Origin of the sequence: Vibrio clamense (genome assembly GCF_050337905.1) — a bacterium.
Lineage (GTDB): Bacteria > Pseudomonadota > Gammaproteobacteria > Enterobacterales > Vibrionaceae > Vibrio > Vibrio cortegadensis.
On record NZ_JAKJTJ010000022.1, the window covers coordinates 127,845 to 150,490 of the forward strand.

The following is a 22,646-nucleotide window of genomic DNA, read 5'->3' on the forward strand; positions in this document are numbered from 1 at the left end:
GATGAAAGGAATAATTCTAGCGGGTGGATCTGGTACGCGGCTTTACCCTTTGACTCGTGGCGTCTCTAAGCAGCTATTGCCTGTTTATGATAAGCCTATGATCTATTACCCGTTGTCAGTATTAATGCTGGCTGGAATTCGAGAGATTCTCGTGATCACCACTCCTGAAGATCAGGATGGATTTAAAAGGCTTTTAGGTGATGGGAGCGACTTTGGCATTGAACTTGAGTATGCCGTTCAACCAAGCCCTGATGGTTTAGCTCAAGCTTTTATCATAGGCGAAGACTTTATCGGCGATGACTCAGTTTGCTTAGTTCTTGGTGATAATGTTTTTTATGGTCAAGGTTTTACACCTATTTTGCAACGAGCGGCATCACGAGAAACAGGGGCGACTGTCTTTGGTTATAAGGTGAAAGATCCCGAGCGGTTTGGTGTTGTAGAATTTGATTCACAAATGCAAGCGTTATCGATCGAAGAGAAACCTGTTATTCCTAAATCAGACTATGCAGTCACGGGATTGTATTTTTATGATAATCAAGTTGTTGAGTTAGCGAAAAAAGTAAAACCTTCAGCGCGAGGTGAATTAGAGATATCCACTTTAAATCAAATGTACCTAGATTTAGGGAAGTTGAATGTCCAATTGCTAGGTCGCGGTTTTGCTTGGCTAGATACGGGAACTCATGAAAGCTTACAAGAAGCCTCCTCTTTTGTTCAAACCATTGAGAATGTACAAGGGCTAAAAGTTGCTTGCTTGGAAGAAATTGCCTACAGGAATGGTTGGTTAACTAGTGAGCAAGTGATGGTCGCTGGAAAAGCATTACAGAAAAATGATTATGGGCAGTACTTGCTAGCATTACTTAACGAATAAGAACAAACAGTATTTGGCTCTATTTGTAGAGCCAAATATTGGAGTGTGTAACGGAATAACCATTGCGAATATATAAGTTCATAGCAGGAATGTTACTCGTTTGAGTTGCTACATTTATAGATGAAGCATTATGTTGGCTTGCGTAATCTTCAACAATTGTGAGTAGTTTTGAACCTACCCCTGTGCCTCTAAAATCTTTTGATACACCGATTAACCCAATCGTACAGCTATCTAACTGAATTTTTACCGTAACATAGCCCATAATATTGCCTTTGGTATCTTTAATAAGCAGGCACGCGTCATCAAATTGTCCAAGAACTGCTTTTCTTAGCCACTCCAAATAGAACTGGTTTCTCTCTTCTTGACTAAACCAAGGTTCAATAAATCGGCTATGATGATAGATGTTGTCTGCCATAGATAGCAATTGTGGTAGGTCTGTCGAAGTCGCTATATCTAGTGGCAAACCGTGTTGTGTGCCAACCTGTTTAACGAAACCTATATCCCCCTCACAATAAACAAACCCATCCTGCTGGAGTTGCTGTTTTTTGTTTAGATCATCACTGGCGATACGTGTCGTGATAACATCAAAATTAGAGCTATTATCGCAATGAATACAACTTTTTTCCCAAGTAACATCGCCAATGCAGCGGTTAAAAAAAGAAGAATCCCACGAACGAGGGACATATGTCAGTATACTTTTTTTCATTTGGAGATAGTTTCCTGCAATGTGGTGGTAACGTTAAAGACAATGAAGATGTTATCATAGACGTATATGATGAAGGCTTAAATTTATATTCTTAGCCAGTCCATTTTATCTTAGTAGCGAGTTAACAGTATGATACCTTTCAATAAAGCCCCAGTGACCGGACTAGAGGTTGATTTTATCCAGCAAGCGGTAAATAGTGGTAAGTTAGCTGGAGATGGCGATTTTTCTAAGCGATGTGAAAAATGGTTTGAGGATACAACAGGCAGTTTAAAGACACTGCTGACACCTTCATGTACGCATGCTTTAGAGTTAGCAGCACTTCTTATCGATACGCAGCCTGGCGATGAAATCATCATGCCAAGCTATACCTTTGTTAGTACGGCAAATGCTTTTGTGCTAAGAGGCGCTAAGATTGTTTTTGTTGATATTCGCCCAGACACGATGAATATTGATGAGAATTTGATAGAGGACGCGATCACCTCTCGTACCAAAGCCATTGTGCCAGTTCATTATGCGGGCGTTGCATGTGAGATGGATACGATAATGGCGATTGCTAGTAAGTATTCTCTTTATGTAATAGAAGATGCAGCACAAGGCGTGATGTCAAAGTATAAAGACAAAGCTTTAGGATCTATTGGTCATATGGCGGCGTTTAGTTTTCATGAAACAAAAAACTACACCAGTGGTGGTGAAGGTGGCTTGCTACTTGTTAATGATAAATCTCTCGTCTCACGCGCCGAAATTATGCGAGAAAAAGGTACGAATAGAAGCCAATTTTTCAGAGGTATGGTAGACAAATACACTTGGGTTGATATAGGAAGTAGCTTATTACCAAGTGAGATTCAATCAGCTTACCTTTGGGGGCAATTGCTTGAGGCTGAGAAAATTAACGACAAGAGATTGGATGACTGGCATTTTTATTACAAGGCTCTGAAACCATTGGCCGATAGCGGCAAAGTAGCGTTGCCCATTATTCCTGAGGGTCTGACGCACAACGCACATATGTTCTACCTCAAGCTTAAAGACTTTAAATCTCGAACTGCGTTTATAAAGGAGATGAAAAATCAAAATATTTTGACGCCGTTTCATTACATTCCTTTGCATTCATCTCCAGCAGGGCAAGACTTTGGTGTCTTTTTTGGGGAGGATATATTTACAACAAAAGAAAGTGAAAAATTGGTTCGGTTACCAATGTATTACGGTTTAGGCTCAATAGAAAGAGATGAAATTGTTGCAGCTATCTATAAAAGCTTGGAGTCTTAATGTTTCAACTTAAACATGTATTTGTTATTGCAGCCAAAGATAACTTTTTTTACTTAAATGCTGACGCTCTCATCAACAAAGCTGGTGTCGATCCAAATAAAATGGCGGTACTCGTTTTTGGCGCAAGCAAAACGGATGTAGACATGATGATGAAGGTTGATGGTGTTACATACGACACCGTCAACGAGCAAAATATAGCCGCACTCATTGAGGCTAAAACAATAACTTTTATGTCGGTCAATGCTCAAAATAGCCAATATATTAATAATGTACTTGAGCTAGATAGCAATATGGTTGATAAAGTGCATATTTTTGTTACCGATGATGAAGTAGATCGTTGGAATCAAAGCTATCAGAAATACGGTGAACTTAAGGTTAGTGTTTCACCAAACATTACTCAGCAGGAAGTAGATGCAATTAATAAATTGCGTTTGTTTATCGGTCATTCTGGGACGTTTATTACTAAAGTAAGAGAGATTTTGAAGCGAGATGATGTGAAGTTCATTGATGCTGGTGTGATCTTCGATACTTTAGCCTGTAATATCATAGCCCCTCTTAATGAAGCGATATTGAAAGGTGATAAGTCGGTAGGAAAAGAGCAAAAAATACTTATTGGAACAAAACAAAAATCATTTGATTTAAGCGAAATTAAATCAATTTTGCTTTCACTTTGCCAATATAAGGCAGGAGAAAGCTATAAAATACTTCTGATGTGGCATAAGAAGCATAGAAAACAGAGAATACTCCTCGACCTATACATTACATGGCTACGTCATGTGAAGCGGCAAACAATTGATATTTCATATGTCACAGCGTTATCTCCAGTGGCATATACAGCATTGATCTCTTCATGTTCACATATTGTCTTGCAGCGTCGAGGTGGAGCAAGTACCGTCCGTTCTTACCTTAAGTTAGGTAAAGGTATTCTTTGTGTCCCTGCTGGTTCAGAAAATGAATTTGGATTCGAAGACGCATTAGGTTTAGATGTCATCAGTTTTCATTCGTCTGATGAGTTAGTTTCAGGAATACTTAATTCGAAAATTAATATTCGCTTGAATGCTGAAAAAACTATAGCGGAAGAAAATCGATCAATCAAAATATTAAAACAAATATATCTTTAATAGTTGAATGTTTTTCGTAAAGGTGAATGTAGTTAACGGGATACATTACCAATAATTTGTCGTGCAGGCGCGACTTTCGTTTTTATAAATAGGGTGTGACTTTGAAATTTAGGGAAGATATAAATGGCTTGAGGGCTATTGCTGTTATGGGGGTGGTGCTTTTCCACTTTATGCCAAAGAACCTCTCAGGAGGGTTTGCTGGTGTTGATATCTTCTTTGTTATTTCAGGTTTTTTAATGACGGGGATTATATTCAACGGCTTCGAATTAAGTAAGTTTTCAATACTTAAATTTTATCGTTCAAGGCTTAATCGAATAGTTCCAGCATTAGCATTTCTATGTATTGCGATCATGTTTTTGGGTTGGTTTATATTAATACCATCAGACTATAAGGTATTAGGGAAGCATGTAACCAGCAGTATGTTATTTTTCTCCAATATTACGTATCTGAGGGAATCTGGATATTTTGACGCCGCATCACATGATAAATGGCTACTGCATACTTGGTCACTGTCCGTTGAGTGGCAGTTCTATTTAATTTATCCATTAATATTGGTTGCTTTGAAGCGTGTCTTATCAGTTAAAGCAATGAAGAAAGCTGTTTTAGTTTGTACTGCTATTGGGTTTATTGTGAGTGTGATAGTGACTTACAGATGGACTGAATCAGCTTATTACTTGCTTCCAACAAGAATGTGGCAAATGTTGATTGGAGGTGTGGTTTTCTTATATCCAATTACACTGAAGGATAATAATAAAAGATTCCTCGAAGGTCTCGGCGTCTTCATGATCTTAGGGTCTTATTTTTTCCTCTCAGAGAAACAGCCTTGGCCAGGTTATTGGGCTCTTGTACCTGTATTAGGAGCGGTACTTATCATAGTATCGCATCGAGGAAAAAGTACCATTACAGGTAATTACTTTTTTCAAAAGATAGGGGCTTGGTCATACTCTATTTATCTTTGGCATTGGCCTATTGTTGTACTTATTAATTACTACGCTCTAAGCAGCCTTTATAATTATTTGGGGATTATACTCTCAATCTTAATTGGTTGGGGTAGTTATGCATATATTGAAAGTATTAAATTTAATAGAAACAGGTTTAATGTAAGTGAGTATAGGAAAAATAAAGTTTGGCATCTGGTTCCTCTTCTATTCTTATTAATTGTAGGTATAGGTGGGCGAGTAATATACAAAACAAATGGTGCCGAATGGCATTATTCACAACGTGTGATTGATGTTGTTGGAGAAAGGAACAATAAAAATCCAAGACGAAAAGAGTGCCATGTTGGTGCAGGCAAGGTTCCTGAGTGTGTTTATGGGAATGGTGAATTAGGTGCTATCGTGATTGGCGATAGCCATGCACAAAGTATTGTTCGTAGTGTCGAGGCATCACTTCCAAATGGCATGAGTGTGTTAGATTGGACAATGAGCGGTTGCAGAACCATTGAGAATATATTTAACACCTTAAATCATGGTTTGGTGGATAATTCTTGTGGTGAGTTTATCTCTTACGCAATTAGCGAGATGAAAAAATATCCAAGCGTACCCGTCATTATTGATAATCGTTATCTCTATACCTTGTTAGGGCCAAATGAAGTTGAATTACAACATGAAAGAGATATTGTTACTGAATTCATTCCAAGTACAGAAAATTACACCGTTCGAAATGAGGCGTACATTTCCGCTATGAATGAAGCATTCACTCAAACTGTCTGTAAGTTTTCTGAAAATAATCCAGTATTTTTACTGGAGCAAACGCCAGAGCTCAAGCTACATGTGCCTAAGGTGATGGCCAGAGAAATTATGAAAGGGAATGATAACTTTCGAGTTAAAATTTCATTAAAAGAATACCAAGATCGAAACTTGATATTAGAAAGCGTAGTCACAAACCTGCGAGAACAGTGTCATGTGAATTATATTTCGGTAGCTAAGCACTTTTGTGATGATAACTATTGTTATGGAGATATCGATGGCCGGCCAGTTTATTTTGATGATGACCATTTGAGTGAATTTGGAGCTTCAATGTTAATCCCTGACATGCGAAATCAGTTGAAGCCACATCTATAATTAACCTTATAAACTTGGGTTAGTACTTTTGAAGTGTTTTTTTGTCTGTATAATCGTCACTCTTTATTTTTTATTTTATGAGTGATTAATGATTGCAAGTGGATACAGAGATGATATCAGTGGCTTAAGGGCCTTAGCTGTTGTTATCGTCATTCTTTTTCATACAGGGTTTACGTCGGTTTCTGGTGGGTATGTCGGTGTCGATGTATTCTTTGTCCTGTCTGGATTCTTAATTACTTCGATACTGTACAAAGACCTTGTCGCAGGAGAGTTCTCCTACAAGAAGTTCTACCTTCGTCGTGTTAGACGGCTAATTCCGGTACTGCTAGTCGTGCTTGCTTTTACCCTCACGACTTGTTGGTTCTTTCTTTTACCTGAAGATTTTTATCGTACAGTAAATGGAGCCGGGACGGCTTTCCTTTCTGTAAGTAACTTTTATTTCAGCAATATAACGTCAGGGTATTGGGGGGCAAGAAGTCAGCTTGTTCCTCTCATCCATACTTGGTCGCTATCGGTTGAAGAGCAGTTTTACATCATTTGGCCAACTCTTCTTCTGTTGCTGTTTAAAGTGTTTAAAAAACAGCGCCTTTCATCTTTTGTGCTACTGCTGGTCGTTGTATTTCTAGGACTGTCAGAATACCTTGCTCGTTATAGCCCAAACAGTGCTTACTACCTATTACCTGCTCGTTCATACGAACTGCTTATGGGTGCTTGGCTAGCATTAACTCTTCATCGCATCCCCGTTATTAACGCTAAGTTGAATCATTTATTATCAATAATTGCATTGGTTAGCATTGTCGCGATGGCTTTTGTTTTAAGAGAGGGGAGTGTCTTTCCTGGGATCAACGCTGCGGTTGTATGCCTTGCGACTGTGATTTTGTTAATTACGGGTAAAGATAAAGACAATCAAGGGATTATCAATAAATTGATGTCTAATAAGGTTATCGCTTATATCGGCTTGATTTCCTATTCATTGTATCTGTGGCATTGGCCGATCAATGTTTTTTGTAACTACCTTTCAATTGAGAAAACTCTACCAATTAAAGCTGCGATATTGACGCTTACCTTTGTCATGTCGGTTCTGAGTTATCATTTTGTTGAGCAAGCTTTTAGATTCAAGTATGTATTTTCACCACGTAAAACCTTTGCCTTATTTCTTGGGGTTCCGTTTGCCTTATTGCTCTCAACCGTTTTAATAACTAAAGAGCATGATGGCTTTCCTGAGCGGTTCTCAGGTGAAGGCAACGATCGCTTATCTGTTTTTATTTCAACTAATTACAATGATTGTACTGCGGCATACTGTGGGCCTGAATATAAGAACAAATTTTCGACCGATTATATAGAATCAGATTTTTTATTGGTGGGAGACTCACACGCGCAATCTATGGAAGGCTTTTTTAATTCATTAGCCAATGATGCAGAAAAGCAAGGGACGCTTGTATATAACGGCGGGACACCTTTCTTAGTGGATGTCGAACGTTATGATACGAAGCGAGAAGGTTTCACATCGTACTCCGCAAAAAACAAACAAACGCAAGAGATGATAGAGAACTTCAAAGGTGACACCGTTGTCCTGACTGCTCGTTATTCAAAATATGTGGATGAATTTTATGATTCGTGGTTTATGAGAGAGGGGGATACGCCTTCTTATGAGCAATCCTTAGAAAACTTTAAATCTAGCATGATTAGCACTATTGACTATATTTTAAGTCAGGACAAGAGGTTAATCATTGTTGAGGATGTGCCGTATTTTCCTGTCGATAAGTCAAAATGTGAAATTTTGAAATCACGCTTTGAAGGCTCAACGCTTTGTTCAAGTAGTGAAGACCGAGCGGTTATTGAAGACTTTCAGCAGTTTGAAACGGAATTCTTTGCGAAAGTGAAGCCACTCTATCCACAAGTCCTTTTTATCAATACACGAGAATTGCTTTGTGACTCACAACAATGTTACGTCGCAAAAGAAGGGTTAACGTACTACAAAGATAATGGACACTTAAATTATGTCGGTTCAAAAGCTCTTGGACAAAAGTATCTACAGCGTGACAGTAATCCATTAAATTAAGCATTTATCACAAGGGTTAACCTATATTACTGGGTTAATAGCGGTGAAGTGGCGAAACGCTTCGAACATAGAGTAATTTAGTCCCAGCTGAAATCACTTTTAGCTGGGACTTAGCTTTCGCCATTCGTAACCTTGGTTTAAAATCCTACTATTACTAACAAAAGTAGCCATCATATGAATTCAACTCTCTCTCTTATCGGCCGCACCGATGCCCTTTTTACTCAAGATATCTCTAGCCATGAAGCTGAGCTGTCGCGAATTGTGTCTGAATCTCGCTTTCTAGTTCTAGGTGGCGCGGGATCTATAGGTCAGGCTGTGACCAAAGAGATCTTCAAACGTCATCCTCAGAAGCTTCATGTTGTTGATATCAGTGAAAACAATATGGTGGAGTTGGTTCGTGATATTCGCAGCTCATTTGGCTACATTAATGGTGATTTTCAAACCTTTGCATTAGATATTGGTTCTATCGAGTATGACGCATTCATCAAAGCCGATGGGCAGTACGACTACGTATTGAACTTATCTGCTCTTAAACATGTTCGCAGTGAAAAAGATCCGTTTACTTTAATGCGTATGATTGATGTGAATGTGTTTAATACCGATAAAACTATTCAACAATCGATTGATGCGGGAGCTAAGAAATACTTCTGTGTGTCGACAGATAAAGCGGCTAACCCTGTCAACATGATGGGCGCGTCTAAACGTATTATGGAAATGTTCCTAATGCGGAAGAGTGAGCAGATGGCTATCTCAACCGCCCGCTTTGCGAATGTCGCCTTTTCTGATGGCTCTCTTCTGCATGGCTTTAATCAACGCATTCAAAAGAATCAGCCGATTGTGGCGCCAAACGATATCAAACGCTATTTCGTTACCCCTCAAGAATCCGGTGAGCTTTGTTTGATGTCTTGTATCTTTGGCGAAAACCGCGACATCTTCTTCCCTAAACTGAGTGAAGCGCTACACCTAATTTCATTTGCAGACATTGCCGTTAAGTACTTGAAACAAATTGGTTATGAACCACACTTGTGTGAGAGTGAAGATGAGGCGCGTGAACTCGCTAAAACATTACCTGCACAAGGGAAGTGGCCATGTTTGTTTACTTCTAGTGATACAACGGGTGAGAAAGACTTTGAAGAGTTTTTTACTGATAAAGAAACACTAGATATGGGTCGCTTTGATAATCTAGGTATCATCAAAAATGATCCGCTTTATCAGCAAGAACTTCTTGAATTATTTGAACAAAAAATTGGTCAAATGAAGTCAGAACGTCAGTGGACCAAAGAAGAAATTGTGAAATTATTCTTTACCATGATCCCTGATTTCGGGCACAAAGAGACAGGCAAATACCTTGATAGTAAGATGTAATCTAGAGTGCCGAATTTAGTGTGTTAATCGATAAGCTTCAAATAACGTAGAGAGTTGAGTAATGAACAAGACACCACTAGTTGAGTTTGTACGAGATATTTATCAAACCAATGACTTCATTCCACTGCATGCCCCAACGTTTGACGGCAATGAGCAGAAGTATGTTTTAGAAACCATCCAAAGCACTTTTGTATCGAGTGTCGGCAAATTTGTCGATGAGTTTGAGCAGAAAATAGAAGCTTATACGGGTACAAAAAAAGCGGTGGCGACAGTTAATGGGACAGCTGCACTTCATGCCGCGCTTTACATGGCAGGTATTCAAACTGGTGATTTCGTTATTACTCAAGCTCTGACGTTTGTCGCGACGTGTAATGCCTTACACCATATGGGTGCTGAACCGATCTTTGTTGATGTGTCACCAGTGAGTTTAGGGCTTTGTCCTAAAGCCATGGATGAATACTTAACGCAACATGCACAAGTTACAGACACTGGCTGTATTCATAAACAAACTAAGCGCCCAATCCGTGCGGTTGTACCCATGCATACTTTCGGCCACCCTGTTGAGTTAGATGAATTGATTGCCGTTTGTCAGAAGTGGAATATTGTTTTAGTTGAAGACGCTGCTGAAAGTTTAGGTTCTTTTTATAAAGGTAAGCATACAGGTACTTTGGGCGATTTTGGAGCGGTCAGTTTTAATGGTAATAAAATTATTACCACTGGTGGAGGCGGCATGGTGCTATGCAAAACAGTAGAGCTTGGCGCTCGAACCAAGCACGTCACGACAACGGCAAAAGTGCCGCATCCTTATGAGTTTTATCATGATGAAGCGGGATTTAACTATCGCATGCCAAACTTAAACGCAGCTTTGGGTTGCGCTCAAATGGAAGTGCTAGAGCCATATCTAGCACAGAAGCGAGTGTTGGCGGGTCGTTATCAAGCGTTTTTTGCTGAGAGTGATTTCCAATTTGTGGTTGAACCTGAATATGCTCAATCTAACTACTGGTTAAATGCGGTGATTTGTCCATCAGTACAAGCTCGTGATGACATGTTAAAGCAAACAAACGAATCAGGTGTTATGACTCGGCCTATTTGGCAGTTGATGCATCGTTTGCCTATGTTTAAAGATGCGCCTCGTGGTGATTTAACCCAGTCAGAGCAGATTGAAGCGCATTTGATTAATTTGCCGAGCACACCTATAGCTCTGTAGTTGTAAAAAAGATAACAAGAGATAGTCGGTTTATTATGAGCAAGCAAGTCATGAATAAGAAAATAGCCGTTTTTACAGGCACAAGAGCAGAGTACGGTCTGCTCTTTTGGCTTTTAAAAGACATTCAGAATGCTCCAGACCTTCAGTTGCAACTTTTGGTTTCAGGCATGCATTTATCTCCAGAGTTTGGCGAAACGTATCAGCAAATAGAAGCGGATGGTTTTGTGATTGATGAAAAGATTGAGATCCTTCTTTCATCAGACTCTGCTGTAGGTACGGCTAAAAGTATGGGGCTTGGGGTATTAGGCTTTTCAGATGCTTTAGCACGTTTGAAACCGGATGTGTTGGTCATTTTGGGCGACCGCTTTGAAGCGTTAGCTGCCGCGCAAACAGCCATGATCATGCGTATACCCATCGTTCATTTGCATGGTGGTGAGATCACCGAAGGCGCATATGATGATTCGATTCGTCATGCCATCACTAAGCTTAGCTACCTGCATGGCACATCAACGGAAGAGTATCGCCAACGTGTGATACAGCTTGGTGAAGATCCGAATCGAGTACAAAATGTTGGAGCTATTGGGTTAGATCACCTTAAGCGTGCAACATTTATGTCGGTCCCTGAGCTATCCAAGTCATTGGATTTCACTCTCGATAAGCCTTTCTTTTTGGTCACTTACCATCCTGTAACACTAGGTAATGAAGCGCCAGAAGAGAGTTTCCAAGCTTTACTCAATGCGTTGGATGAGTACCCCGATCATCAAGTTATTTTAACCTATCCTAATGCGGATGATGGTGGGCGACGTATTATTCCAATCCTTGAAGAATACGCACGTAATAACCCAGAACGAGTGTTCGCTATCCCTTCTTTAGGGCAGGTTCGTTACCTGAGTTCCGTTATGCACGCTACTGCTGTTATTGGTAATTCATCAAGTGGCATTATTGAAGTTCCAGCGTTTGATGTTCCAACGGTCAATATAGGTTCGAGACAAAAAGGACGCTTAGCCGCTAAGAGTGTTTTGAATGTGGAAGCAGAGCAGTCATCAATATCAGAAGCCATTCAGAACGCGATTTCTCGTGCTTACAAGGATGGTGATGAACATATTCACAATCCATATGGTCAGGGTGATACCAGCGGTCAAGTCATTGAAATGATCAAATCGTTGCAATTCACCCCAAGTAAAGCGTTTTACGATATAACTTTTAACGATGTAGAGTGAGAGAGTCATGACCTTAATTATTGCAGAAGCAGGCGTTAACCATAATGGTGATGAAAATCTCGCCTTTCAACTTGTCGATGCGGCTTATCACGCAGGCGCTGACATTGTTAAATTCCAAACCTTTAAAGCAAAAAACTTAGTAACAGAAGAAGCGGTTCAAGCAGAATACCAAGTGACGAATACTCAAAAGCAAGAATCACAATTAGCGATGTTAAGCCGATTAGAGCTTTCTTATGATGTACACCATCAGTTAGTTAAGCATTGTGAATCGTTAGGTATTGAGTTTCTCTCAACCGCATTTGATTCAGAAAGCCTAGATTTTTTAGTGAATGATTTAGGGTTAACACGCCTTAAAATTCCTTCAGGTGAGATCACAAATGCCCCATTGGTACTAGAACATGCACGTACAGGTTGTGATTTGATTGTGTCGACCGGAATGGCGACGCTATCGGAAGTTGAAGCCGTTTTAGGGGTGATCGCCTTCGGTTATACCGCTGATAAAAACGTGGAGCCAACGGAATTAGCATTTCAACAAGCTTATGCATCTGAGCAAGGTCAAAAAGCTCTGAAGAAAAAAGTGACGATATTGCACTGTACGACAGAATATCCAGCGCCTATGGCTGAAATTAACCTTAAAGCGATGGATACATTAGGCCGTGCATTTGAATTGCCAGCAGGTTATTCCGATCATAGTGAAGGGATTACTATCCCAATAGCGGCAGTGGCTCGTGGTGCTGTCTTAATTGAGAAGCACTTTACGCTAGATAAAAATATGGAAGGGCCCGATCATAAAGCCTCACTAGAACCTGCTGAGCTTACGGCTATGGTGACAGCCATTCGTCAAGTCGAAGTGGCATTAGGTGTTGGCGTAAAAAGCCCAACGGTCTCCGAAGTGAAAAATAAAGCGGTGGCGCGTAAAAGTTTAGTGGCAGCGAAAGCCATTCAACAAGGTGAGCTTATTACAGAAGACAACCTCACGATTAAGCGTCCAGGCTCAGGCATGTCACCATACCACTATTGGACATTATTAAATCAGCCAGCAAGTCAATATTATCAAGCAGGGGATTTGATTTTTGAGTAACTCGTCTCTTAAGCCTATTGTCGTCATTGGTGGCGGCGGCCATGCTAGCGTGTTAGTGGATATTTTACGCTCTCAAAAGCGGAAAATATTAGCCATTGTTTGCCCCGATGATATCAGCCAACGCAGTGTGTTTAACGGTATCCAGCACTTGAAGCAAGATGATGACGTATTGCAGTTTTTACCTGATGACGTCGTGTTAGTTAATGGCATTGGTATGCTGCCAAAGTCACACTTAAAGCGTAAACTTAATGAGTATTACCTCTCCCATGGCTACCAGTTCGAGACGGTGATTGCAAAGAGTGCACAAGTTTCGTCATTTGCCGTCATTGAACCTGGTGTGCAAGTATTTGCGGGGGCCATCGTCCAAGTCGGCGCATTTGTTGGTGCTCATAGCGTGATTAATAGTGGTGTCATTATTGAGCATGATTGTCATATTGGTCGTTATAATCACATTGCGCCAAGGGCGACGTTATGTGGACAAGTGACAACTCAAGATGATGTATACGTTGGAGCTGGTTCTACCGTTATTCAGAACATTAAGCTAGAGCAAGGTTCAATTGCTGGTGCTGGTGCTATAGTGACAAAAAATATCGCCTCTCAGCAGATTTGTTATCCAAGTCGATCGATAATAAAGGCGTCAAAGTGATCGGTTTGTGTAAAGTGTGTTGTCATTTAAAAGTTAATATAAAAAAACATGAAGGTAAGTCATGAGTCATAGCTGGAAAAATGTATTAATAAAGCCAACCAGTACACTGCGTGATGCATTGGAAATTATTAATAATGAATCACTTAGGGTTGTGCTTGTTGTTGATGAACAGGACAGCTTAAAAGGGGTTGTGACTGATGGTGATATCAGACGTGGTTTGCTTGATAATTTACCGTTAAATGCTGAAGTTCAGCTCGTCATGAACATCTCACCGACAACCGCTGATATAAATACCCCTAAAGATGAGCTTATTGCGGAAATGGAGAGCAAAGGAATTCTGTCTATTCCATTGCTAAATAAGGGTAAAGTCGTTGGCCTTGAAACATTACACGGCGCATTAAGCCGTCCTGTTTATCAAAATCCGGTATTCTTAATGGCTGGTGGTTTTGGTACTCGTTTACGACCATTGACCGATACTTGCCCTAAGCCGATGCTAAAAATTGGTAACAAACCTATTTTAGAAACGGTGATCCGCAGTTTTATTAAGGCTGGTTTTGTAAACTTTTATATTTCAACTCACTATATGCCAGAGCAGATCGAACAACATTTTGGCGATGGCTCCGATTTGGGCGTTAACATCACTTATGTTTACGAAGAGTCGCCGCTAGGAACGGGTGGAGCATTAGGCCTTTTACCAAAAGATTTACCGCAAGACCTGCCACTCATCATGATGAATGGTGATGTTTTGACGAAGGTTGATTTTCAACGGTTGCTTGAGTTCCATACAGAAAATCAAGCAGATGCAACCATGTGCGTTCGTGAATATGATTATCAGATCCCTTATGGGGTTATCAATGGCGAAGGCAATAAAATTACCAGCATGGTTGAAAAGCCAATTCAACGATTCTTTGTTAATGCTGGTATTTATGTTGTGTCGCCGAGAGTAATTCAATCCGTTCCCGAGAACCACCATATCGACATGCCAACACTGCTTGAAGAGCATATGGTTGAGCGTGAAAATATTCTCATGTTCCCTATTCATGAATATTGGTTAGATATAGGTCGTATGGATGACTTTAATCGTGCGCAAGCGGATATTCATACGCTAGGGTTGGATTAATGATTATGAATAGCATCATTAATAAAGTTGCTGTAATTGGGTTGGGTAATATAGCCACTCGTCATCGTCGTAATTTGAAGGCTGTATTTCCAGGGGCTGAATTGCTGGTTATGTCGGCAAGTGGACGCATACCGGAAGAAGCCATCAGTGATAGCGACGGAATTGTGGCGAGTGTTGAAGCTTTAATAGAAGCGAAAGTTGAGTTGGTTATTGTTGCGTCGCCGGCCCCTTTTCATGCTCAGCATGCAATCCCATTGATTGAAGCTGGTATTCCTACGTTAATAGAGAAGCCAGTAACAACCACGAGTGAAGATGCCGATTCAATTCAAAAAGCGATAGATGAGCATGGTACGCCTGTCGCGGTAGGCTATTGCTTACGTTATCTTCCTTCAGCCAAGGAGCTGAAGAGATTGCTCGATAACAAGGTGATTGGTACCTTGTACAATGCGCATATTGAAATTGGTCAATACCTACCAGACTGGCGTCCAAGTAAAGATTACCGAGATTGTGTGTCGGCCAATAGACATTTAGGTGGTGGGGCTCTCTTTGAACTCAGTCATGAGTTAGATTATGCTCAGTGGCTGCTAGGGCCTCTTCATTTACAGCATGCTTTATTACGTTCCTCTGAAGAGCTTAATTTAGAGGTCGAGGACATGGCGGATATCACCGCATTAACCGATACTGGTGCTGTCGCGACCATTCATTTGGATTTTTTACAGCGCAAAGCGCATAGAAAATGCAGCTTTGTGGGGAGCTACGGGCGAATAGATTGGGACTTGATTCAGAACCAGCTTACTTTGACGACTGCAACAGAAACTCGCGTTCTTTATAGTGAACCTGAGTGGGATAAGAATAAGATGTACGTTGCTATGATAAAAGATTTTGTACAGATGATTGGGCAAAATGGGCATACGTGTACAGAGTTGGCAGAAGCAGTAACGACCGTCCACCTAATTAACGATATTAAGCACAAAGCTTGTAAGCTATAGAGAAATAGAATGAAAAATTTTGCGTTCATTTTTGCTCGAGGAGGCTCTAAAGGTCTCCCTGGAAAAAATATTAAGCCGTTAGCTGGAAAGCCGCTGTTGCAATACTCCATTGATACAGCACTTGCATCGCCATCTATCGACAGAGTGTTTGTTTCGACTGATGACACCGATATTGCAAAGGTGGCGATTGAATCAGGTGCGATATTGATTGAAAGACCAGAGGAGCTCGCCACAGATACAAGCCCTGAGTGGCTATCATGGCGTCATGCCATTGAGTGGGCTAATGAACATTACGGTAAATTTGAGGGCTTTGTTAGCTTACCTGCGACAAGTCCACTTCGTGGCGTTGTGGATGTAGAAGCTGCAATTGAAAAGCGTTGCGACGTCGATGCCGATATCTGTATTTCAGTGACCCCAGCAAGCCGTAGCCCTTTCTTTAATATGGTAAAAGAGACGCAAGATGGCTTTGTGGAGTTGGTGAATAAACCAGACTCAGATGTCACTCGTCGTCAAGATGCACCTGAAGTTTTTGATATCACCACGGTTGTGTATGCAACGACACCAGAGTTTGTATCAAATCATTATGGGTTGTTTTCTGGGAAGGTGACTAGTATTGAAGTACCAAAAGAGCGTGCGGTTGATATTGATGATATTTATGACTTTAAGCTAGCTGAAGCGATTGTACAGGAATACCGAGAATGAAGAGTTTATTAAATAATCACAAAGTACTGATTGCTGGTGCAGGCGGTTTACTGGGTGCAAAAGTGGTAAAGCACGCTTTAGAGCAGGGTGCGAACGTCATTGCGGCAGATATTAACCTTGAATTGATGAGTGAAAAACTCATTGCCCAAGATGTAAATATTGGAAGTTCGGAGCTAGAACTTGTGAAGCTGGATGTAACCAGTGAATCTGATATGAAAGCGTTCTTTGCTTGCCGGAATGATATTACTGGTGCCGTTAATAGTACTTACCCGCGCAACAAAACTTATGGTGCACACTTTTTTGATGTGTCATTAGATAGCTTTAACGAAAATTTATCATTGCATTTAGGCAGCGCGTTTCTATTTACTCAGCAATGTGCCGCTTATTTTAAGAATAATCAAACACCATTCTCACTGGTTAACATTTCTTCAATTTATGGGGTGGTTGCACCTAAGTTTGATATTTACGACAATACACCAATGACTATGCCTGTTGAATATGCGGCAATTAAGTCCGCTATTTTGCACCTAAACAAATACGCATCGGCCTATGTTAACGATAGCCGATTCAGAATTAACTGTGTGAGCCCTGGTGGTATTTTTGATCATCAGCCTGATGCTTTTTTAGAAGCATACAAGAGTAATACTCACGGTGCAGGTATGCTGGACGTCGAAGAAATCATTGGTTCAGTACTCTTTTTACTTTCAGAGCAATCTAAGTTCGTCACTGGACAGAACATAATCGTCGATGATGGCTTTAGCCTGTAACGAAAACATTCAAAGTGAATAAAATGAAAATAGCAATAATTGACTATGATATGGGCAATGTTCGCTCTATTGAAAATGCGATCAACCATGTCGGAAACTACGAGATTCAAGTCACCAATGATCCCGTTATCATTGAAGCGTCAAATTGTATTATTTTACCCGGTGTTGGCGCTTTTCCTGATGCTATGAAAAAGCTGCATGAAAAACAACTGGTGGATGTACTAACCCATGAAGTGATGACTAAGAAAAAACCAGTTCTCGGTATATGTCTTGGTATGCAGTTGTTATTTGAATCATCGGAAGAGATTCAAATAACAACAGGACTTGGTTGGATCCCTGGTAAAGTGGAATACATGAAACCGGGTCAAGGACTGCGTGTACCTCATGTGGGTTGGAACTCATTGATTTTACAAAAAGATCAGAGTGTATTTGACTACCTTCATGATGATAAAGATTTTTATTTTGTACATAGTCTGTGGGTTAATTGCTCGGCAGAATATAAGCTAGCAACTTTTGACTATGGCATCGAAATGACAGCGTCAGTGCAGAAAGAGAATGTGGTTGGGATGCAGTTCCATCCAGAGAAAAGTCAGAAGAATGGCTTGGCAGCAATGAAGAGCTTTTTAGATTGGGCTCAAATTCAATCAACAGGTGGCAGTGATGCTTAAAACTCGATTAATTCCATGCATAATTACAAAAGGTGAGCTTGTTGTTCAGAGCTTCGGTTTTAAAAAATACTTGCCGATTGGTAATGTAAAAACGGCGATTGATTTTTTTGTAAACTGGGATGTTGATGAAATTGTCGTTAATGATATTGATGCAACAAAAGATGGACGAGAGCCAAACCTAGAGTTGGTGAGTTGGGCGGCAAGAGAGTGTTTTGTTCCTTTAACTGTCGGTGGTGGTATTAAGAGCATCGATCATATCCGTCAGCTTTTAAAAGCCGGTGCGGACAAAATTGCTATCAACTCATTAGCGATTGAAACGCCAAGCTTTATTACTGAATCATCGTCTCTTTTTGGTAGCCAATGCATTACCGTCTCTATTGATGCAATTGAACAAGATGATGGTTATAAAGTTTATGATTATCAACAAGGTATAACATTAGATTTAGATGTTGTTGAGTGGGCTAAAAAAGTGGAATCTCTTGGCGCAGGCGAAATTCTACTGAACTCTGTCGACAGAGATGGTAGCCGAGAAGGATATGACACCCAGTTACTTCGCAGTGTTAGCGATAATGTTTCTATTCCAGTGATAGCTCTTGGTGGTATTGGTCGTTTTGATCAGCTTGCCGACGGTGCTATTGAAGGTGGATGTCAAGCGTTGGCTGCAGCAAACATCTTCCAACATATGGAACACAGTACTATTGCGGCTAAAGCCCAGATGAGAAGTGCAAATTTGAACGTGAGATTAAGCTCAGAAGTGAAATATGAAAACTTTGAGTTGGATTTCCTTGGTCGCCCCTACTAAGTGTATAAATTATGAAATATTGTAAACGTTGTTTGTATCCAGAAAACCACGCGCTTAATTTAATACTCGATAATGATGGAGTATGTAGTGGTTGCCGTGTGCACGAAGAAAAATACCAAATTGATTGGCAGAAGAAAGAGCAAGAGCTAGAGCAATTATTGGCTCACTATAAGGTCAGAACTGGTTCTCACTACGATTGTGTGATCCCTGTGACTGGAGTGGGAGATGATTTCTTCATTGTTGATTTGATTAAGAATAAATACGGCCTAAACCCGTTGCTTGTTACCTATAACACTCACTTCTCAACCAAAGTCGGTATTAGAAACCTCGCTCGTCTTATTACTGAACTTGATTGTGATCATATGACATCAACAGTGGGCCCGGATACAGTCAAAGAGATTACCCGCTTAACGTTAGAAAATATGGGTGACATGTATTGGCATGTACTGGCAGGCAGTCAGACATTCCCAGTTCAAGTCGCGACAAAACTGGATATCCCACTGATTATTTGGGGTGTTAATGGTTGGCTAGATCAAGTGGGAATGTTCAGCCATCACGACAGAGTGGAAATGACCAAAAAGGTTCGCAAAGAACATGCTCTACGTGGAGTGGATGCAGAGCACCTTATTGGCGGCAGCCAAAAGGTTTCGGTAAAAGATCTACAAGCATTTACATATCCTTCAGATGAGCAGTTAGAAAAATCGAGAGTGCGTGGATTATATGTAGGTAACTATGTTCAATGGGATTCGCAGCAACAAATTGAAAATATGATTGAGCGTTACGGTTATGAAACGCATGAACAAGAACGCACGTACAACCGTTATGAATCTATCGCTTGTGCCAATAATGCCAGTGTTCATGACTACATTAAATATTTGAAATTTGGTTATGCCAAAGTGAACGACCATGTAGCCAGAGATATTCGCTTGAAGCGTATTTCTCGTGAACAAGGTTTAGCATTAATTCGCCAATACTTACCAATAAAACCAAAGGCACTGGGCCGCTTCTTAGAGTGGGCGGAGCTAACAGAAGATGAATTTTATCAGTACATTGATAAATTCCGCGATTCTAAAGTGTGGGAAAAAGACGACGCAGGTGAGTGGGTACTAAAAGAGTCTGTCTTAGATCTTCAACTTTCAGAAAACGAGCAAGAGCTCGCCGTTGAAGATCCTCGCGAGTACAAGCAGACAGATCTACTGGAATCTCAATCTTTCGATGATGAGTATATTTTACTAGGCCGTACTTACATTGATGAAGAAAACTTTAAGGCGAAAGAAGGGTAAATTATGAAATTTTGTTCAAATTGTGTAATGCCTGATACGAAGCCTGGTATTGTTCTCGATGATCGTGGTTTTTGTAATGCTTGTCGTACGAAAGAGATCAAAGAAACTATCGATTGGACTGCGCGTCGAAAAGAGCTTGATGCCATCGTGGATGATATCAAGGCTCAAAACAACCCATTTTATGACTGTATTGTTGCAGTGAGTGGGGGGAAAGATAGTTGGTATCAAGCAGCGGTATTGGCTGAAGAGTATGGCCTGAAAGTGCTTTGTGTGACATTAGCGGCTCACGTGCCAACTACAGAAGGTATTGATAACCTTAACGAAATGATTAAAGACTTAAATGTCGATCATATGAAAATCACCATTAAACCAAGTGTTTTTCGTAAGATCAGACAGAAATGTTTCCTTCGTCAAGGTGAGCCTAACTGGGCAGAGCACTGTGCTATGTTTTCAAGTGTTGTGAATACCGCTCTAATTTATGACGTACCGTTGGTGGTTTGGGGGGAAGATATCGCCTTTGAGTTTGGTGGTTTGCAGCGTGCAGAGAGTAAGCCTTCTGCTCTAGCGATCAACAAAAGTGACCTCATCAAAGAGAAGACTATCCATGACTGGCTTGATGATGATATTTCTGAAAGAGATATCTTCTTCTACAAATACCCTGATTACCAGAAGTTGCAAGATGCTGGCGTGAAGAGCATTTACCTTGGTCACTTCTTACGTTGGTACGGTAGACAAAACTATGAGTTTGTCAAAGAGCGTGGTTTTGTTGGGCGTAGGGCTGGCCCACTCCCAGGAAACTTCCTAGATTACGATAATATTGATGAAAAGTTGTGTGAAATTAATATTTGGTTCAAGTACCTAAAGTTTGGTTTTTGGCGTGCGACAGACCAAACTTGTTATGATATCTGGAACGATAGAATGACAAGAGATGAAGCTGTTGATATCGTCAATCGTTTGCAAGGTGAGTTCCCTGGTAACGATCTAAATCATTTCCTACGCTTTCACGATATAACAGAAGAGCAATTCTGGGAAACTGTAGAGAAGTTCCGCAACCATGATCTTTGGGAGAAAGTAGATGGTGAGTGGAAGCTTAAATACCAATTAGATAAAATTCCGCTGAAAGGGAAGGAGTGATGCAAAAGCTCTACAGCAAATTTAAATTCTGGCTAGAAGCTCCAAGAATTGGACCTGATATGCCTCTGACGCATTGGATGCTCCACTCTAAGCGTTTAGGAAATTTCTTGTGCCGTCGGAAATTTAAAGCAATGGGAGAAGGGGCTTCTGTTCGTGCTGGTGTTTATGCGGTTGCCACAGATAAAATTACGCTAGGTAATAACGTTACAATTAGGCCTGGCAGTATGTTACATGCAGATCCTGAGCCCGACGGTGCAGAGATTATTATTGAAGATGATGTGCTTATTGGATCTTCAGTACATATTTATCTTGATACTCATGCCTATGATGACATCAGTAAACCTATTTTTGCTCAAGGTTTTTATCCTGCCAAATCCGTTAAGTTAAAAGCGGGTTGTTGGATCGGTGCAAATGTGGTGATTTTACCTGGTGTTACCATTGGTAAAAATAGTGTGATTGGTGCGGGATCTGTCGTAACTAAATCAGTACCAGATTATTGTGTTGCAGTAGGTAACCCCGCTAGGGTGATTAAACACCTAGATGAGAGCTAGCGTACTCACGATAAGATAGTATTAAAAAGCCTACATAATGTAGGCTTTTTACTTTTTATTAAGATTCAAATTGTTTCATTAAATACTGATTAAATGAATCAGATAATGTACCGGCTAAGTCTTCATTTTTAAGTACTTGGAGAGGGATTTCGCTGTATATAATCGATAAAGTATAGAGAGCCGTAGATGAGTAGCCGTAGAGTTTGGATAATTTAATCTTTTCTTTACCAATTTCTCTTTCGATTGGAGATGAAGAGTTATGTATGGTGACACCTTCAAGCTCTGAAACTGCTTTGAAAATATCATCTTGCTCCATTCTATGCGGAAAATAAATCATTCTTTTTCCGGACTCTTGGATAACTGATTTTATGGTACTTAAATATCCTTCAGGCTGAATCCCTTCTTTATACACACCAACATTCGCCTCTCCAATAAAACCAATCGGACCGTTAGGGTCAAAACATGCTTTACTGTCTAGTGTTGATCTCAAGTCAGACATTGTATTTTTGTGTAACTTGATATTATCTTCTGGCAACTTAAAAACGGTAAACATTTCAAAGTTAGGGAGCCTACCGACTGAACTCGGCGGTGCTATGCCTTGAATTCGTAGTAGGAAATCATTCAGAAGACGTTTTCGTGTGTAAGATTTTTGGGGGCGGATCTCTTCTTCGTATTCAACTAAGGTTGCGAGTCCATCATCCAGATAAATAATTTTGTCGGCCAAGACATTTTGTATAAATACATTACTTCTCCAACCGTGATATTCGCTTAAGAAAAGGTGATCAATATGCGAGTGGTGCTTTTTGATCTTATTAATCACTTTCGGGACATGAAAAGTTCGATTGCTACGAGGAATGCGAATAATTTTATCCCAAACACTCTCATCGAGAATCTCTTCCATGTTTTTCTTTCCTCGTTCAGCAACCTGCTCAACGAGAACTAATAGATTATTGGTGGTGCCAAAGTGTACTCTTGCCTCATTGGCACAAATGTACTGGAAGGGAGAGGTAATGACGAAAACATTCATA

At 40.4% G+C, this 22,646-nt stretch carries 21 protein-coding genes; 19 read left to right on the forward strand and 2 right to left on the reverse strand.

Translation table 11 applies throughout. The features are described 5' to 3' along the window. The first annotated feature begins 1 nt into the window (after nucleotide 1). Nucleotides 2-868: a glucose-1-phosphate thymidylyltransferase RfbA gene (rfbA, locus tag L4C39_RS09930; RefSeq protein WP_429745615.1), complete on the forward strand. Its 867-nt coding sequence runs from the start codon at nucleotides 2-4 to the stop codon at nucleotides 866-868. A gap of 19 nt (nucleotides 869-887) precedes the next feature. Here the strand turns inward: rfbA and L4C39_RS09935 are convergent, their stop codons facing one another. Further along, nucleotides 888-1,574 carry a GNAT family N-acetyltransferase gene (locus tag L4C39_RS09935; RefSeq protein ID WP_429745617.1) on the reverse strand — a complete coding sequence of 229 codons (687 nt, stop codon included), beginning with the start codon at nucleotides 1,572-1,574 and terminating at the stop codon, nucleotides 888-890. Between the two features lie 129 nt (nucleotides 1,575-1,703). Here L4C39_RS09935 and rffA point away from each other — a divergent pair, with 129 nt between their 5' ends. The 18 genes from rffA to L4C39_RS10025 all read left to right on the forward strand — a co-directional run bounded on the left by rffA (nucleotide 1,704) and on the right by L4C39_RS10025 (nucleotide 21,618). Then, nucleotides 1,704-2,837, forward strand: coding sequence for a dTDP-4-amino-4,6-dideoxygalactose transaminase (gene rffA / locus L4C39_RS09940; RefSeq protein WP_429745619.1), 1,134 nt, complete (start codon nucleotides 1,704-1,706; stop codon nucleotides 2,835-2,837). Continuing rightward, a complete protein-coding gene (locus L4C39_RS09945; RefSeq protein WP_429745621.1) occupies nucleotides 2,837-3,958 on the forward strand; it encodes a hypothetical protein in 1,122 nt (373 codons plus the stop codon). Before rffA ends, L4C39_RS09945 begins: the two co-directional genes overlap by 1 nt. A gap of 101 nt (nucleotides 3,959-4,059) precedes the next feature. Further along, nucleotides 4,060-6,021, forward strand: a complete 1,962-nt coding sequence (locus tag L4C39_RS09950; RefSeq protein WP_429745623.1) for an acyltransferase family protein — start codon at nucleotides 4,060-4,062, stop codon at nucleotides 6,019-6,021. An 88-nt stretch (nucleotides 6,022-6,109) separates the two neighbouring features. After that, nucleotides 6,110-8,083 carry an acyltransferase family protein gene (locus tag L4C39_RS09955; RefSeq protein ID WP_429745625.1) on the forward strand — a complete coding sequence of 658 codons (1,974 nt, stop codon included), beginning with the start codon at nucleotides 6,110-6,112 and terminating at the stop codon, nucleotides 8,081-8,083. Between the two features lie 174 nt (nucleotides 8,084-8,257). Beyond that, nucleotides 8,258-9,448 (forward strand): UDP-N-acetylglucosamine 4,6-dehydratase, encoded by a 1,191-nt coding sequence (locus tag L4C39_RS09960; RefSeq protein WP_171756869.1) that lies wholly within the window; start codon nucleotides 8,258-8,260, stop codon nucleotides 9,446-9,448. A gap of 61 nt (nucleotides 9,449-9,509) precedes the next feature. Further along, nucleotides 9,510-10,655: a LegC family aminotransferase gene (locus L4C39_RS09965; protein WP_171756868.1), complete on the forward strand. Its 1,146-nt coding sequence runs from the start codon at nucleotides 9,510-9,512 to the stop codon at nucleotides 10,653-10,655. A gap of 35 nt (nucleotides 10,656-10,690) precedes the next feature. Beyond that, a complete protein-coding gene (neuC, locus tag L4C39_RS09970) occupies nucleotides 10,691-11,875 on the forward strand; it encodes a UDP-N-acetylglucosamine 2-epimerase (protein ID WP_429745627.1) in 1,185 nt (394 codons plus the stop codon). A 7-nt stretch (nucleotides 11,876-11,882) separates the two neighbouring features. Next, nucleotides 11,883-12,956: an N-acetylneuraminate synthase gene (gene neuB, locus L4C39_RS09975; RefSeq protein ID WP_429745629.1), complete on the forward strand. Its 1,074-nt coding sequence runs from the start codon at nucleotides 11,883-11,885 to the stop codon at nucleotides 12,954-12,956. Then, on the forward strand, nucleotides 12,949-13,602 hold the full coding sequence (locus tag L4C39_RS09980) for an acetyltransferase (protein WP_429745631.1): 654 nt from the start codon (nucleotides 12,949-12,951) through the stop codon (nucleotides 13,600-13,602). Before neuB ends, L4C39_RS09980 begins: the two co-directional genes overlap by 8 nt. 61 nt (nucleotides 13,603-13,663) lie before the next feature. Then, entirely contained in the window at nucleotides 13,664-14,722 is a 1,059-nt protein-coding gene (locus tag L4C39_RS09985; RefSeq protein WP_429745633.1) for a nucleotidyltransferase family protein, read from the forward strand. A 5-nt stretch (nucleotides 14,723-14,727) separates the two neighbouring features. Continuing rightward, nucleotides 14,728-15,711, forward strand: coding sequence for a Gfo/Idh/MocA family protein (locus L4C39_RS09990; RefSeq protein ID WP_429745635.1), 984 nt, complete (start codon nucleotides 14,728-14,730; stop codon nucleotides 15,709-15,711). A gap of 9 nt (nucleotides 15,712-15,720) precedes the next feature. Beyond that, entirely contained in the window at nucleotides 15,721-16,413 is a 693-nt protein-coding gene (locus L4C39_RS09995) for an acylneuraminate cytidylyltransferase family protein (RefSeq protein ID WP_429745637.1), read from the forward strand. Then, nucleotides 16,410-17,180, forward strand: coding sequence for an oxidoreductase (locus L4C39_RS10000; protein ID WP_171756862.1), 771 nt, complete (start codon nucleotides 16,410-16,412; stop codon nucleotides 17,178-17,180). Before L4C39_RS09995 ends, L4C39_RS10000 begins: the two co-directional genes overlap by 4 nt. 23 nt (nucleotides 17,181-17,203) lie before the next feature. Further along, entirely contained in the window at nucleotides 17,204-17,848 is a 645-nt protein-coding gene (gene hisH, locus L4C39_RS10005) for an imidazole glycerol phosphate synthase subunit HisH (protein ID WP_171756861.1), read from the forward strand. Then, the gene (locus tag L4C39_RS10010; RefSeq protein ID WP_429745640.1) at nucleotides 17,841-18,650 is read left to right on the forward strand and encodes a HisA/HisF-related TIM barrel protein; all 810 of its coding nucleotides are present in this window, start codon (nucleotides 17,841-17,843) and stop codon (nucleotides 18,648-18,650) included. Before hisH ends, L4C39_RS10010 begins: the two co-directional genes overlap by 8 nt. Nucleotides 18,651-18,661: 11 nt before the next feature. Further along, nucleotides 18,662-19,933: an N-acetyl sugar amidotransferase gene (locus L4C39_RS10015; RefSeq protein WP_171756859.1), complete on the forward strand. Its 1,272-nt coding sequence runs from the start codon at nucleotides 18,662-18,664 to the stop codon at nucleotides 19,931-19,933. A gap of 3 nt (nucleotides 19,934-19,936) precedes the next feature. Beyond that, nucleotides 19,937-21,067 carry an N-acetyl sugar amidotransferase gene (locus L4C39_RS10020; RefSeq protein ID WP_429745642.1) on the forward strand — a complete coding sequence of 377 codons (1,131 nt, stop codon included), beginning with the start codon at nucleotides 19,937-19,939 and terminating at the stop codon, nucleotides 21,065-21,067. Then, entirely contained in the window at nucleotides 21,067-21,618 is a 552-nt protein-coding gene (locus L4C39_RS10025) for an acyltransferase (RefSeq protein WP_429745644.1), read from the forward strand. The genes L4C39_RS10020 and L4C39_RS10025 overlap by 1 nt, the downstream gene beginning before the upstream one ends. 58 nt (nucleotides 21,619-21,676) lie before the next feature. Here the strand turns inward: L4C39_RS10025 and L4C39_RS10030 are convergent, their stop codons facing one another. After that, entirely contained in the window at nucleotides 21,677-22,645 is a 969-nt protein-coding gene (locus L4C39_RS10030) for a polysialyltransferase family glycosyltransferase (RefSeq protein ID WP_171756856.1), read from the reverse strand. Nucleotide 22,646: the final 1 nt, after the last annotated feature.